The organism is Aminobacter sp. MSH1, from assembly GCF_003071665.1.
Lineage (GTDB): Bacteria > Pseudomonadota > Alphaproteobacteria > Rhizobiales > Rhizobiaceae > Aminobacter > Aminobacter niigataensis.
This window is the reverse complement of sequence record NZ_CP026265.1, coordinates 4935966-4949746: the sequence shown is the minus strand read 5'-3', so window position 1 is coordinate 4949746 and position 13781 is coordinate 4935966. Positions and strand designations below refer to the sequence as shown.

At 60.3% G+C, this 13781-nt stretch carries 16 protein-coding genes; 15 read left to right on the top strand and 1 reads right to left on the bottom strand.

What is annotated here, in order from left to right; all coding sequences use genetic code 11:
• The first annotated feature begins 60 nt into the window (after window positions 1–60).
• The 12 genes from CO731_RS24365 (at window position 61) to CO731_RS24305 (ending at window position 11574) form a co-directional block, all read left to right on the top strand.
• Window positions 61–636 carry a hypothetical protein gene (locus CO731_RS24365; protein ID WP_159091703.1) on the top strand — a complete coding sequence of 192 codons (576 nt, stop codon included), beginning with the start codon at window positions 61–63 and terminating at the stop codon, window positions 634–636.
• Window positions 629–1156 (top strand): methyltransferase domain-containing protein, encoded by a 528-nt coding sequence (locus tag CO731_RS24360; protein ID WP_108609208.1) that lies wholly within the window; start codon window positions 629–631, stop codon window positions 1154–1156. The genes CO731_RS24365 and CO731_RS24360 overlap by 8 nt, the downstream gene beginning before the upstream one ends.
• Window positions 1156–1800, top strand: coding sequence for a hypothetical protein (locus CO731_RS24355; RefSeq protein ID WP_108609207.1), 645 nt, complete (start codon window positions 1156–1158; stop codon window positions 1798–1800). The genes CO731_RS24360 and CO731_RS24355 overlap by 1 nt, the downstream gene beginning before the upstream one ends.
• Window positions 1800–3257, top strand: coding sequence for a hypothetical protein (locus tag CO731_RS24350; RefSeq protein WP_159091702.1), 1458 nt, complete (start codon window positions 1800–1802; stop codon window positions 3255–3257). Before CO731_RS24355 ends, CO731_RS24350 begins: the two co-directional genes overlap by 1 nt.
• A complete protein-coding gene (locus CO731_RS24345; protein ID WP_108609205.1) occupies window positions 3254–3661 on the top strand; it encodes a hypothetical protein in 408 nt (135 codons plus the stop codon). The genes CO731_RS24350 and CO731_RS24345 overlap by 4 nt, the downstream gene beginning before the upstream one ends.
• Complete coding sequence (locus tag CO731_RS24340; RefSeq protein ID WP_108609204.1) at window positions 3661–4518, top strand: hypothetical protein; 858 nt, start codon at window positions 3661–3663, stop codon at window positions 4516–4518. Before CO731_RS24345 ends, CO731_RS24340 begins: the two co-directional genes overlap by 1 nt.
• Complete coding sequence (locus CO731_RS24335) at window positions 4518–4832, top strand: hypothetical protein (RefSeq protein ID WP_108679471.1); 315 nt, start codon at window positions 4518–4520, stop codon at window positions 4830–4832. The genes CO731_RS24340 and CO731_RS24335 overlap by 1 nt, the downstream gene beginning before the upstream one ends.
• Window positions 4829–5869 carry a hypothetical protein gene (locus CO731_RS24330; RefSeq protein ID WP_108609202.1) on the top strand — a complete coding sequence of 347 codons (1041 nt, stop codon included), beginning with the start codon at window positions 4829–4831 and terminating at the stop codon, window positions 5867–5869. Before CO731_RS24335 ends, CO731_RS24330 begins: the two co-directional genes overlap by 4 nt.
• A complete protein-coding gene (locus tag CO731_RS24325; RefSeq protein WP_108609201.1) occupies window positions 5869–7647 on the top strand; it encodes a hypothetical protein in 1779 nt (592 codons plus the stop codon). The genes CO731_RS24330 and CO731_RS24325 overlap by 1 nt, the downstream gene beginning before the upstream one ends.
• A 250-nt stretch (window positions 7648–7897) precedes the next feature.
• Window positions 7898–10093, top strand: coding sequence for a cell wall hydrolase (locus tag CO731_RS24315; RefSeq protein WP_108609199.1), 2196 nt, complete (start codon window positions 7898–7900; stop codon window positions 10091–10093).
• Window positions 10094–10110: 17 nt separating this feature from the next.
• Window positions 10111–10890: a hypothetical protein gene (locus tag CO731_RS24310; protein ID WP_108609198.1), complete on the top strand. Its 780-nt coding sequence runs from the start codon at window positions 10111–10113 to the stop codon at window positions 10888–10890.
• The gene (locus tag CO731_RS24305) at window positions 10891–11574 is read left to right on the top strand and encodes a hypothetical protein (RefSeq protein ID WP_108609197.1); all 684 of its coding nucleotides are present in this window, start codon (window positions 10891–10893) and stop codon (window positions 11572–11574) included. It begins immediately after the preceding gene.
• A gap of 3 nt (window positions 11575–11577) precedes the next feature.
• Here the strand turns inward: CO731_RS24305 and CO731_RS28845 are convergent, their stop codons facing one another.
• Window positions 11578–11934, bottom strand: coding sequence for a hypothetical protein (locus CO731_RS28845; RefSeq protein WP_108609196.1), 357 nt, complete (start codon window positions 11932–11934; stop codon window positions 11578–11580).
• A 35-nt stretch (window positions 11935–11969) separates the two neighbouring features.
• Here CO731_RS28845 and CO731_RS24300 point away from each other — a divergent pair, with 35 nt between their 5' ends.
• The 3 genes from CO731_RS24300 (at window position 11970) to CO731_RS29430 (ending at window position 13761) form a co-directional block, all read left to right on the top strand.
• Window positions 11970–12176, top strand: a complete 207-nt coding sequence (locus CO731_RS24300) for a hypothetical protein (RefSeq protein WP_108609195.1) — start codon at window positions 11970–11972, stop codon at window positions 12174–12176.
• 116 nt (window positions 12177–12292) lie between these two features.
• Window positions 12293–13333: a hypothetical protein gene (locus CO731_RS24295; RefSeq protein WP_159091701.1), complete on the top strand. Its 1041-nt coding sequence runs from the start codon at window positions 12293–12295 to the stop codon at window positions 13331–13333.
• Complete coding sequence (locus CO731_RS29430) at window positions 13330–13761, top strand: hypothetical protein (protein WP_245439514.1); 432 nt, start codon at window positions 13330–13332, stop codon at window positions 13759–13761. The genes CO731_RS24295 and CO731_RS29430 overlap by 4 nt, the downstream gene beginning before the upstream one ends.
• Window positions 13762–13781: the final 20 nt, after the last annotated feature.

Below are 13781 nucleotides of genomic sequence, written 5' to 3'. Positions count from 1 at the left end.
GTTTGCATTGGCATCCCGACAATCGACGGGAAGCCGTGCGCCAATACTATGGACTCCCTCTTGGCCGAGCAATTGCTGGGTTACGGGCAGGGGGTCCATTTTCTTGTGCTGTGGGAAATCGGCTGCTCACTGATTGGGGCCGCTCGAAACCTCATAGCCAAGCGCTTTCTGGCCTCCAAGGCTGACTGTCTGGTGATGGTCGATTCCGACATTAGCTGGACTGGTGGCGAACTGGCCAAACTGGCCAAGCGTCCTGAAGACGTTATCGGGGCCACATACCGGGCCAAGCGCGACGACATGGAGCTTTTCCATATCCATGGCACGCCAGAGCCCGTTGGTGATCTGTACAAGGTCGACGGCCTGCCTGGTGGGTTCGTCAAGATCACCCGCAAGGCTTTCGCGGCGATCCCAGCCAACCTCTATTACGGCAGGGAAGGCGAGGCGGTGGCCGACTATTTCCCGACCGGTTTCCACGATGGTCGCTTCTACGGCGAGGACTACGGGTTCTGCCGTCTCTGGCGCGATACAGGCGGCACGGTTTGGCTCGACCCCTCAATCAAGCTTCGTCATCACGACGGCCTTCGCTCGTATACGGGCGACCCGGCCCAATGGATCAAGGAAAAGATACTTGCCTGAAATCCTGCTTGGCGCCGGCTCCAATCACCTCAAGAAGTTAGGCAATGACGGGCGGGAGGCATGGGACGGGCTGATTACGGTCGACTTCAACGACGACCACAAGCCCGACGTGGTGCATGACCTGTCGGTCCTGCCGCTGCCATTCCCTGATGATTTTGCCGACGAGATCCACGCCTACGACGTGATGGAACACATTGGCCAGCAGGGCGATTGGCGGTTCTTCTTTGACCAGTGGTCCGACATCTGGCGCGTTCTGAAGCCGGGCGGGCACTTCTTTGGTATCTCGCCGCACTGGTTCTCACCATGGGCATGGGGCGACCCTGGCCATACTCGGGTGCTTGGCCCTGAGATCATGATTTTCCTGTCGCAGCCCAACTATGCGGCAAACGTCGGCAACACGCCGATGACCGATTATCGCTTCTGCTACAGGGCCGACTTCGACCTGGTTCATTCCGTCATTCGGAAGGACCGGCAGTACGAATACGCCCTGCAAGCGGTCAAGCCTTCGCGGGTGACCTGATGCCGTTCACCAACTATGCCGAATTGCAGAGCGAGGTGGCTACGTGGATGGCTCGCGCCTCCATGTCTGGCCGCGCCGCCGATTTCATCACCTTGGCCGAAGCGCACCTGAACCGCGAAATCCCGGCAGTCGAGGTAGACGCAACGCTTACAGGCGTTCTGGATAATCGCCGTATCGATATCGCAGCGCAGAGCATGGAGCGCGCCATTGCGCTGTTTCTCGTCGATCCGAGTTCAGGCGATGAGCTTGAACTAACCCAGAAGACGGACGGGACATTCCCGTATCTGGCGTCATCGAGCCGCCCAAGCCTGTGGGCCATCGACGGCACCAACATCGACTTCGATTGCCCGCTCGATCAGGCATATTCGTTTCGCTTCCGGTTCCGCCAGAAGTTCAGCCTTTCGGACAGCGCCACGACAAACTGGCTGCTGACCAATCATCCCGACGTGTATCTCGCGGCTGTGTTGATGTGGGGCGGCGTGTTCACACGTAATTCGCCCTTCGCGTCTACCTTCAGCGCAATCCTGGAGCGCGTTCTTCCGTCTATCAAAAGCTCCATCGCGCAGAGCAAGCGTGCAGTGGCGACGGTTGACCCAGCACTGGCCTCAATTGGCCGGCGCGCGTTCTACGACGGCTCGTTCTGATGCTGCAATTTCCCCCGCTGGAGCCGGATAAAGGACCGTTCTCGGCTACCTCGACCCAAGTGGCAGTGAACGTGCTGCCGATATCGAACGGATGGGGCCCAATGCCTAGTCCGTCCGAATTGGGCGACTCACTAGGAGGGCAATGCTACGGCGCATGGTGGTACCGCAGCACGACGGGCTCGTTTGGCTTGATCGCGGCGACGAAAACCGCCATCAAGCGCCTTCAATCTGATGGAACATGGACCGATATTTCCAAGGTTGGCGGCTACACAGGCCCGGATACGGGCGATCTGTGGCAGGCCGAGCGCTATGGCACGAAGGTCTACTTCACCAACCTGAACGACCCGCTGCAAGTCTTTGATGTCGATACGGGAACGGTTCTTGCTGATGCGACTGGTTCGCCGCCTCGCGCCAAGTTCATCGAGTGCGTGGGCGACTTCCTGTTCCTGGCCTTTCTCAAGGTTGGGGCTGATGTGTTCCCGCAGGACTGGCAGCACTGCAAGATTGATGACCCGACCAACTGGACGGTGACGGGCAACCCCGGCGATAGCGACCGGCAGCAGATCGCAGACGGTGACGAGATTGTTGCGATCATGTCGAACATCGGCGGCGCGCGCATCATCCAGCGCCGCTGCAAAAGGCGCCTGCTGTTCACGCCAGGCAATACCTATTCGTTCCAGATGCAGGATATCGATGCATCTCGCGGGGCCATTGCTCCGCTGGCGGTCGTTCCTTTCGGTGGCGAGAGTTACGCCTATCTCAACGAAACAGGGTTCTTTGTCGGGGATGAGCATCGGCCAATTGGCGCCGAGCGCATGGACCGCACGTTCTTTGCCGACGTGGATCTCGACAAGCTGGGTGAGGTGCAAGGGATTGCCGATCCATCGCAGAAGATCGTCTGGTTCAGGTATCAGGACCAAAACGCCGCATACAAGATGATCGGCTGGGACTGGCAACTTGATCGACTGTGCATGTCGGATACGCCCGCTCAGTTGCTTGTGTCGGCAGTGTCGATTGGTGCCGTGCTGGATGATCTCGATAGCTATGGCACGCTCGATGATATCGACATCCCGCTCGATAGCCGCCTGTTCAAGGGCGGGCGCATTACCTTCGGGGCGTTCACCGCGTCCAACAAGCTATCGCTGTTTGCCGGCCCTCCTGCCGCTGCGACGGTTGAAACCCCGACGATAGAACTAACCCCAGAGACGGGATCGTTCGTTGAGGGTGCGAAGCTCAAGAGTGACGCGACGAACTACACCATACAGGTGGGCAGCGCCGATTTGTCTGAAGATACCTTGACTTGGTCGGACCCGGAAACGCGGGACAGCCGCACGGGCATGTGCGGGTTCCTCTCGGAAGCCAAGTTCCATCGCTTCCGCGTGAACATCGCGGCAGGCAGTGAGTGGGATTACCTCCATGGGGTGAGCCCGTTCTTCACGGAAGCGGGCTTCGGGTGAACGCCAGCCTCGTTCCGGTCCACATGGTTGATACGGTGTGGCCGCATGTCGTGGCGGGCTTTCAGCGGGCATCAACGCGCTCTGGTGGCGATCTGACGGTTAGCGACCTCTGGATTGGCTGCCGGGCCGGTCATTGCTTCCTGTTCGTCGTCCAGAACGAAGCGAACGACATCATAGCCGCAACGGCGTGGAAGCCGGAAGCATGGGGCAAAGGCCAGCGTTTTCGCTGCCTCGGCCTCTACGGCAAGGGCGTGCGGGAATGGGCTGACACCCTCCGAAATCACGTCAGCCAGGTAGCAAAATTGTGCGGGTGCAATGGGCTGATCGCGGACGGTCGCGATGGCTGGAAGGTCATTTTCCCTGACGCCAAGAGGCTTCGGGCTGTCTACGAGGTGGCAATCTGATGGGCGGCAGCAACAAATCAACCCAGACCACGAGCAACGAACCGTATTCGGCTGCAAAACCCCTGCTCAACCAGACCATGGGCGATGCACATAATCTGTACAAGAACGGCGGCCTCGTTAAGCCCAACACGCAGTCAACGGTCGTGCCCTACGCCCAGCAAACGACGCAGGCTATGGGCGGCTTGCAATCGCTCGGGCAGGCCAACACGGGCGGGCAGGGGCTCTCAGGCCAATATCAGGGCATCATCGACTCGGGCGGCTATAACCAGGAGCAGCAGGACGCGCTCTCTGGCATCCGCTCGACCGCGACAGGGCAGTTTGACCCGAATGGCAACCCGGCGTTCCAACAGGTGTTGCAACAGGCACAGGATGCAGCATCCAATGCTGCCAAGCTCAACGCCTCGGGTGCTGGCCGCTATGGTTCGGGAACCCATGAGGGGGTCATGGCAAAGCAGGTTGGCGATCTGACCTCACGCATGGTCGGTGACGAATATCGCAACTGGCAGGGCCGACAGGATCAGGCACAGCAGCAGTTGTTCAACGCCGGCCAGCAGGGCCAATCGAACATGGGCAACGCCTACAAGGGCATGCAGGACGCTTATAACCCGCTGCTTCAAGTGGGTGCGATGAACGAAGACCTGTATGGCCGCAATCTCAACGATCAGCTTCGCATCACGCAGGAGCAGCAGAATCTGCCCTTGGCCAATATTCAGGCTCTTCAGGGTATCGCCTCGGGGGCCGGCAATCTGGGCACGAGCACTTCGACCGCACAGGGGCCGAGCAACACGTTTTCCAACATCGCGGGCGCCGGTCTAGGCGGGGCAAGCCTGCTTTCTGGCGGCGGGGGCAAACTCTGATGGGCGGCAGCAACAAATCACCTGCCAGCGCATCGCCAGCGGCCACTCCAACGCCGCAGCAGCCCATGCAGACGATCCAGCCTGCAATGCCGGGTCAGCTCGAGGCGCTTGCACAGCAGCTTGGATCAGGCTTCGGCCAGCAGCCGGCAGACATGATGTCATATCTCCAGCAGTTCTATAAGCCGATGCAGATGCCGGACTACTCGAAGGGCTACGTTCCCCCGACCGGTAGCACTGCTACGCCAGCAGCTAGCTCCTCGAAGCGTGTCGATATCAAGCAGCCCAAAACCGACGTTTTCGTGAGGCGAGCATGAGCATTCTCGACGCCCTTTTCGGCAGGCAAAACAGCGGCCAACAGGCGCAGGTTCCCGGTGCCATGCAGCAACAGCCCGGTTTCCTCGGCCAGCTTCTCGACTCGTCCGTGGCGCTGCCCATGGCAGGTGCGCTGCTCGGCAATCAGGGCAATTCGGCCAATTTCGGCAATGCGCTCTCGGCAGCCGGCCCGGCTATGGCTCAGCAGAATCTCACGGCACAGACCAACAAGACCGCCGCCTGGCTGCGCAAGCAAGACCAGCGATACGCCGATATGCTCGACAACGGCTTCCAGCCCAAGGAGATCTATGACCTCTACCTACAGGAGAGGCAGGTCCAGAAGCCGACCGCTACATTGCAAGAATATCAGTTCGCCCAGCAGCAGGGCTACAACGGCTCTTTTATGGATTACCAGCTCGACCAAAAGAAGGCTGGCGCCAACCAGAACAATATCACGGTAGGCGGCGGCAAGTACGGCACGATTCCGCAAGGCTTCGAACTGGTTGAGGGACCGGACGGTGCAACCATGCGCGCCATTCCTGGCGGGCCTGAAGATACGTCGGAAAAGGACGCTCGCAGCGCCGGACAGGCCTCTGTAGCCACCCGCGTAGTCACGTCAGCAGCTCAACGAGCCCGTGAGGCGGCCAAAGAGCGCAATCTTGGCCACGTTGGACAGGGCACAATGGCGCAAATGCCTTGGACCGACAGCGCTGAAGTGGCGCGCCAAGTTGAGGTGTTGAAATCTCAGGCCAAGGTGGAAAATCTCACGGCTATGCGTCAGGCGTCCCCAACGGGCGGCGCGCTCGGAAGCGTCACGGAAAAGGAAGCCGAGATGCTAGCCGATAAATCCGGCGCGCTCGATCCGCGCAGCCCGAACTTCCAGCGCGATCTGGACGACTACGAGATGACGTTGTTGCAGGTCGTTCATGGACCCGATGAGGGCGCTCGTATCTTCCAGCAGAGCCGGGGCGGTAATCAGCCACAGGGTGGCCAACCACAGGGCGGTGTTGACTACAAAGGCAAGTACGGGCTCGATTGATGGCTGATCTTGCACGCATCAAAAACAACGTCCGTAAAATGGCCGCTCAGGGCGCGCCGGAACAGGACATCGACGGTTACATCGCCAGCGAGGGCGTGACCGTAGACGACGTGCGCGGTTTCAGTGCATCCGGCCACAATGCTCCCGAATACGTTCCACCGGGCGTCGAAGGCTACAACCCCGAAACGGGTATGGTTGAGCCGCAGTATGGCAAGGCCGGCTCAGCTGCCATGGGCGCTGCTGACGCCACCACCTTTGGCTTTGGTGACGAACTGGCCTCGACGGTTGCAGCTGGCCTCGAATCCCTGCCCGGTCGCAGTGGTCTGAGCCGTTCGCAGATCCTTGCCCAGATGCGCGGCAATCAGGATGCGGCACAGGCGCAAAACCCAGGCTCTTATCTCGCTGGCCAAGTTGGTGGCGGCGTTGCTCAGGCTCTTGCAACGGGCGGCGGGGGCTTCGCAGCAAATGCAGCCCGCAGCGGTGGGAGCTTGGGGCGTGTAGCGCTTGGCAGCGGCCTTGATGGGGCGGCCTATCTTGGCTTGCAGGGCGCGGGCGGCGGTACGGATCTGGAAAGCAGGGCTAAGGGGGCCGGTTGGGGCGCCGTCATAGGTGGTGCCACTGGCCTTGCAGCCCCTTACATCGTTGCCGGTCTGTCGAAGGCTGCGCAAAAGGCAGTTTCACCATTCGCGACCTCTGCTGATCGCACCGCAGCCGCAAAATTCCTCGGAAGCGAAGGTGTGCCGCTGACAGCCGGTCAAAAGACCGGTAGCAAAGCGCTGCGTTACGCTGAGAGTGAGATCGGCGGCGATGCGGCAGCCAACATCATGGAGGACCAAGGGCGGGCCTTTACGGATGCGGCCATGCGTAAGGCGGGCGGCAACGGTCTCGCCGATCCCGACACCCTGGCAGCGCTCAAGGGGAGGCTTGGGAAGGAGTTCGAAGACCTATCAGCGCGCAATACCCTTCGCCTTGACCAGGGAATTGTCGATGACATGACCGGGGCCGCGCAAGAATACGCGCGTGTCCTACCCGCAGACCAGAAGGCTATATTCCAGAATCTGGGCGATGATATCATCGGGCGCTTCAAGGCCGGCAAGAACGCTATGTCGGGCAAGGACTACCAGACGATCCGCTCGCGGCTCACCCGTATGGCCAAGAACTATCGCAATAGCGACGGCGAGTTCTCGGACGCGATCCGGGGCCTTCGTGATGCACTCGACAACGGCATGGAGCGTTCTATCCAGCCTGCCGACAAAGGCGCATGGTCTGGGTTGCGTCAGCGCTATGGCAATTACAAGGTGCTGGAAAAGGCCGCGAATGGTGGCGGTGAAGACGCGGCACTTGGCATCATTTCTCCGGCCCGTCTTCGTATGGCTGCATCTTCTGGCAACCAGTCCGGCTTCGCCACTGGCAAGAGCGATTTCACCAAACTTGCGAAAGCAGGGCAGGCGGTCATGACGCCCTTGCCGAACTCTGGAACGGCTAGCCGGTTGGCTGTCCGCAATCTCGGGGCTATGGCTCCGTCGATTGTCGGTGCCGGTGCTGGAGGCGCGTATGGGGCACAGGACGGTGGCGGCCTTCAGGGGGCACTTGCAGGTGCTTTGGCTGGCTTTGTCGCTCCACGCGTGGTGGGCAAAATGATGATGTCCAAACAGGGGCAGCGCTATCTTGCCAACCAGTTGCTAAAGAGTGGCTCACTGACAGCAGAAAAACGGGCTCTTATCAACGCGGTGTTGACATATGGCGGGTCAGCGGCGACGGGCCGACTTGCGCCATGACTCCGGAACCTCGTTCCCAGTAATCTCCGTCCCCCATATGACGAGGACGCCCATCGTGACGCCGCCAATGGCTACGGACGGCCAGTCGAACTCATAGAAATACAGGTACCAAGCCCAGAGCAGCGCCACCATAGGCCATGCGACCCACCATATGGCCATGGTCTGGCGCTTTTCGTGTGGGTTGTGCTCGATTAGGGGCGGATCGCTGCGTTCGCTCATTCCCTCAGAATCTATCACACGGTGAGGCGCCTTGGCAAACCAGCGCGATTTCAACGATTTCGTTGACACGATCATTGCCGAAGCGGCTGGCGAAGGCCGTAAAGGCATGGTTGCCGTTGCCAGCGTCATCAATAACCGTGCAACCGTGCGCGGGCAGACTGTTGGCGAAGTCGTTCGCGCACCAAACCAGTTTGACGGCTATTCCAAGCCCGGTAGTGCCGCGAAGAAGGCTCAGCAGAATGCCAAGATGCGGGCCGAAGCCGAGCGCATTGCTCGGGACGTGTTGGCCGGCAAGATAGAAGACCCTACGGGCGGCGCCGATCACTTCTATTCGGGCGCAAACAAGCCTGGATGGGCCAGCAAGCTCGCAAAGACGGTCGATATCGGCGGGCACAAGTTCCACCAGTCGCCGCAGGCTGCGTCGAAACTCGGCAATGCCATCAGGCAGACGGCAAACGCCATTGGCGACGTAGCGAGTGCGGTTACTGCTCCTGTGCGGCAGGTTGCGGCTGGCGTAGGCAATATGGCCTCGGCGCTGCGCACTGCTGCATTCCCATCTTTCGCTATGCCGTCCCGGCCCTCGGTCGATATTCCGGGGCTCCTTAGCTACGACCTCGCCGGGGCCAAGCGAAACCAGATCCCGACCAGCGGTATCGGGGAAAAGGTCTCTGCGGCTGCAAGCGGTGTTATTCCGGGGACCACGACGACGCTCTACTCGGGCATGGAGCCACGTGGCTTAGGTGCGATTGGGGCTAAGAACAGGCACCCGCTCGGCTTCGCCGGAGATTTCCACTTCACGGCTCCTAATGGGCAGAAAATAACCGATCCTGTAGCCCTTCAGGACATCGCCATGTCCATGGCGGCACAGCACAACGCCAACATCGGCTACGGGCAGACCGGCTACATGGGGCCGGGGCGCATGCACATCGACACCATGCCGCTTGAGAAGTTCGGTGGTGGTGCTCAATGGGGCAATACGGCCCAATCGTGGGCCAAGAACCTCGACTTTGCCCGTAAGACCGGGATCGGCCCGACGCCCTACACGAACGCACCTACACCATCCCCGCGCCCGTCTCCGCCCGATACCATGATGGCTGCCCCGGCGGGCAAGGTTGAGCGCGGGAAACTTGCGCCAGCTACACCGCGTGCCCCCGATCCTGCCCGCTTCGCCTACGACACGCAGCCCAACCCAGAGCGCTTTGGACCGCGCACACAGACCGCAACGGCCAAGGTCGACCGGCTCCCCTCGAAGACGATCCAAGAGCCAAACCCGGCCCGTTTTGCCTATGATGTCCCAACCACCAAGACGCCCGCACCCGAGCGCTTTGGCTATGGGCTGGTGTCCCCGGCAGCGGCGGCTACTCCACAGGCACCCAACGCCAACATGTCTCTGGCCGATCAGTACGCCAGCTACGGCGCGGGCAAGGTGCCCAACCCGACACCAGCAATGAATGCGATGATGTCGCCCAATGTCGGGCCGTTGACGCAAACCGGGCTGATGCCGCCGAATACGGTTGTCCCTGGCTTTGTCCCGGCCACTCCCGCTCCCGCGCCGATCACCACACCGACAATGCCTCGGCTCCCGTCGCCCATCAACCAGCGCATCAATCAGGCGGTGAGCGCACCCCCTCCCTCGGTGCCGCAGTACACCGCTGCTGATGTCTATGCAGGCCGGGCCAACTCCGGTGTTGCAACGGGCGGCAACACGGTCAGCCGCGATCAGTGGGGCAATACCAGCGTCACGAACAAATACGGCGTCACGACGACTACGGGGCCGAACGGGCAGCAAATGGCCTCGTCTGGCCCCGGCATTGCCGGCCCTCTCGGCAGCAACAGCATTCCAACCACGCCGCAAGCCCCGAGCAACCTCGGCAGCAAGGTACGCGGTGGGCTTGGCACGGTTGTCGGCGGTGGGCTTGGCGGCTTCCTCGGCGGCCCCATCGGTGCGGCGCTCGGGGCTGTCGTGGCCGGCGATCTGGCCAAGGGCAAGAACCCGCTCGACCGGCTTGGCATTGGCACGTTCGGCATGCCGGTAACTGATCAGTTCGGCTTCACGCAACAGATGCGCTTTGCCAACCCGCAGTCGGGCGGGCCGTTCCCAAATGCGCCTACAGGCGTTGCCGGGGCTCTTGGCGGGCGCCAATCCAATCGTTCCGACCGCGCTATGCGGGACATCTCACCGCGCGCCGCTGATGCGATCAGCAAGGGCGTTGGCGGGCTCTATTGATCTAGCGAGGCAATCACATGGCCAAGACAGCTGTCACGCAGTGGGACACCACTGCGGCGAACAACACTGACCTGAATTCAATCCCGATTGACGGTGCCGTCACAACGCCGTCACAGGTGGATAACCTGTTTCGCGAGTTGATGAAGCAGGTGGCGGACGGGATCTCGGCCAGCTATTTCATCCCCGCCGTGATGACCCTCCCAAAAATCTGGGACACCAGTGCAGATCATAAATACTCGTTCGGCGTCAGCGAGCTTGTGGCAGACAGGACGATCACGCTCCCGCTGTTGACCGGCAATGATACGTTCGTATTCCAGGCGCATACCCAGACGCTCACCAACAAGACGCTGACTTCGCCGACAATCAACGGCCTCGATGCTTCCCTGACCGCGAGGGGCATCATCGAGCAGGCAACCGATGCAGAGGCTATTGCCAGGTCTGACACGGCTCGCGCCCTGTCCCCTTCTAACCTCGCGGCGGTGACCACTGCATCTGCAATTTCCGGCATGATTGAGAGCCCATCGAACAAAAGCTATACCCTGGTGCTCAAGTGCCCCTTCGGTGGCACCATCAACGAGACCGTGACCAAATCTGCATCTGGCACCTGCACGGCGACGTTCAAGATCAACACGACCGCGCTGGGTGGCACCGCAAACAGCGTCTCCTCCGCCGAACAGACCCAGACGCACGCCTCGTCCAATACGTTCTCTGCTGGTGACGACATCGTTGTAACGATCTCCTCCAATTCGTCATGCACGGACATGAGCTTCACCATCAAATACACGCGGGTGATCTGAATGATTTATTGTGGCGTGATTGGCGATGGTGGGCCTCTGACATTTACCTACCTCGGCACAACGACAAGCGCCAACACGGGGAGCAGCAGTATTACGGCTTCATTCGATCTTGGCACCACCCACGCCAACCGGTCCATCGTGGTCGTTCCGCATTGGGCGGGTGGCGTAAACGTAGCTAACCTCACATCGGGGACCATCAACGGTGAGACTGCCGCCGTCCGTGGCTCGGAGGCGCTATCCGATGGTGTGGCCCAGCATGTTGGTGTCGGGATCATGGACGCGCTTGTGCCCACAGGCGGGGTGTCAAATATCGTCATGGGCTTTTCTGGAACGGTCGTCACTGTGCGGATTGATGTCTACATGACGACCCAGAGCTATTCAGTCGCCCAGTATCTTGATGCGGGCTTTGCCACCGCCGTCAGTCCCTTGCTTCTTGGCGTCGACATCGATGTGTCAGAGGGCGGAACCGTCATTGCCGGCATGTCGTCCAGCCAAGACAATAACAATGTCACCTGGGTCGGCGTGACAGAGCAAAACGACCAGAATGGCGGCGTCGGGCGCTACAGTGGGGCGTTCATTTCTGGGTTGGGCGTACAAGTCAACCGAACGGTTTCAGCATCTCAAGTGATTGCCGACTCCGAAGGCATGGTCTTGGCAGCAATCTCTCTGGTCAAGGCGCCCTAGAGTTCAATCCGGGTGAGTACCCGGCCAGCCATTACAATGGCCGCGTTCGTGCCGAAGGACGGCACTCGGCGTGGCGCGTTTATAGGTCTCCTCGACAATCACCACGACGCAGACCTTGGGCGATAGGCGCTTAGCGCAGCCACGGGTCGTAAGGCTGTCAATGGAGCCCTTAGAAATTCTGCGGCACTCTTCCACGACCTTGGGCTGGGGCAGATAGCGGATAATCATCTTGCCGGGATACGGGAAGTCGAAACGTGCCGGCGGGTTCCACTCCGGGTCCTCTCGCGCCGCCAGCACCGGAGTTGCCACTAGACAAAGTGTAAGCGCGCATCGTAACAGCATTTTCACCATCTTGCGCATTAAGCAGATAATGCTATCTTACACACGATAGCAAAATGCGCAAGGACCGTGATATGCTTCCTGCCATGCCGCCCAAACTCGAAGACGGAACGCCGACTGAGCGAATTCAGATTGTCGCGCCCCAAACGTGGGTGGCGCGCATTGAGGAATGGCGCCGCAAACAGCCGCGCATCCCGAGCAAATCGGAAGCCATCAGGATTCTGGTCGATAAGGCCCTGGACTCGGGCAACGAACCCGACTGACACCCGCTATGCGGGGTCCAACCCCGAAGGCATAGCTAATGCAGCTACCCGGCATCTCGCCCACAATCCCAGCCACAGAGGCCCCGACAGATCTATCTCGGGCACGGCTGGCTATCGTGGTCGGCAATCAGATCATGTCCGTGCCGGCAGAGGGGATAGGCAACGCGTTCGGGTTTCAGCCGCTCGACAGCGACCTCACTGCAATTGCGGCCCTGACAACAACCACATACGGGCGCAGCCTGCTCACGTCAGTTTCCGCCGCTGCCCTATTCTCTTCGATCAAACAGGCAGCGGATACTACGACAACCGGCGTCGTTGAGTTGGCAACGAACTCGGAAACCCAGACTGGCACTGACGCGACCCGCGCAGTTACCCCCGCTGGACTGCGCTCGGCAACCCGCGAACTGCTCTTGGCAAACCGCACATACTACGTCCGAACAGATGGCTCCAACAGCAACGACGGTTCGGCCAACACCTCAGGCTCGGCATTCCTGACTTTGCAAAAGGCGGTAAACGTCGTCCTAACCCTGGATTTGAACGGCTTTGACGTAACTATTGCGGTTGCGGACGGCACGTATACCGGGGCGACGATCATCACCAAGAATTGGGTTGGTGGCACGGTCATCATCTCGGGGTCGACATCGGCGATCCTGAGCGTCACGAGCAACCACGTCATTGCGACAGTCGTGCCCTTGGCGAACTTGCTTAGCATCGTCGGGCTGAAGCTTGCCACAACGACGGCGGGCGACTGTATCCGCAACTCAGCAGGCGGCACAATATGGTTCACCGGGACCGAATTTGGTGCCTGTGCAGCCAACCATATCAATGCGGATGCAGCGGGCGCCATTGTCGAGTGCCGAGGGAGTTACACAATCACTGGCGGCGCTACCAATCATGTCATCGCCCGGTATGGCGGGTTTTTTCGGATGACATCCAGAACGGCAACGCTCTCTGGCACCCCGGCGTTTTCAACGGCCTTCGCAAACGCCACGACAAACGGGACTGTCTTGGCAAATGGCAGCACGTTCTCTGGTGCGGCAACAGGCAAGCGTTACCAGGCTGACGCAAATGCAGTCATCAATTCCGGTGGTGGTGGCGCCAGTCACTTCCCCGGCAGTGTTGCCGGAACGACTGCAACAGGGGGGCAGTACATTTGATCGAGATCACAGGCGGGGAGGAATACAGCCCCGAAAACTGGTTCTGGATCGTCGGCGGAGACGAGCGCCGCTACTGGTCCAGCGAAGCTGTCGCCTACGTCAAAGCACTTCCCAAGGGTGCGGGTGTCACACGCATTGCATCAGAGGACGAACTGACCGACGTGCTATCGGTCTATGGGCTAACAGGCCCGATCTACCGCGTTCCCGACCGCGTAACAGCCCGCCAATTCAAGCTTCAGCTATTGGCGGAGGGGCTTCTGGATCATGTCGAGGGCTGGGTAGCATCTCAAGGCAAGGCCATCCAGCTTGCCTACGATAACAGCGGCACATTCGCCCGTGACGAGTCGATGATGCAGGCTGGGTTCAAGGCTCTCGGCTTCCCGCCCGAGCAGATCGACGCATTCTTCTCGGCAGCCTCCAAGCGCTAACTCCACACATCTGAGGAAAT

Coding starts and splice junctions, on each gene's coding strand:
- CO731_RS24355 (WP_108609207.1), top strand. CDS start 1,156: ATGCCGTTCACCAACTATGCCGAATTGCAGAGCGAGGTGGCTACGTGG.
- CO731_RS24350 (WP_159091702.1), top strand. CDS start 1,800: ATGCTGCAATTTCCCCCGCTGGAGCCGGATAAAGGACCGTTCTCGGCT.
- CO731_RS24340 (WP_108609204.1), top strand. CDS start 3,661: ATGGGCGGCAGCAACAAATCAACCCAGACCACGAGCAACGAACCGTAT.
- CO731_RS24335 (WP_108679471.1), top strand. CDS start 4,518: ATGGGCGGCAGCAACAAATCACCTGCCAGCGCATCGCCAGCGGCCACT.
- CO731_RS24330 (WP_108609202.1), top strand. CDS start 4,829: ATGAGCATTCTCGACGCCCTTTTCGGCAGGCAAAACAGCGGCCAACAG.
- CO731_RS24325 (WP_108609201.1), top strand. CDS start 5,869: ATGGCTGATCTTGCACGCATCAAAAACAACGTCCGTAAAATGGCCGCT.
- CO731_RS24310 (WP_108609198.1), top strand. CDS start 10,111: ATGGCCAAGACAGCTGTCACGCAGTGGGACACCACTGCGGCGAACAAC.
- CO731_RS24305 (WP_108609197.1), top strand. CDS start 10,891: ATGATTTATTGTGGCGTGATTGGCGATGGTGGGCCTCTGACATTTACC.
- CO731_RS28845 (WP_108609196.1), bottom strand. CDS start 11,934: ATGCGCAAGATGGTGAAAATGCTGTTACGATGCGCGCTTACACTTTGT.
- CO731_RS24300 (WP_108609195.1), top strand. CDS start 11,970: ATGCGCAAGGACCGTGATATGCTTCCTGCCATGCCGCCCAAACTCGAA.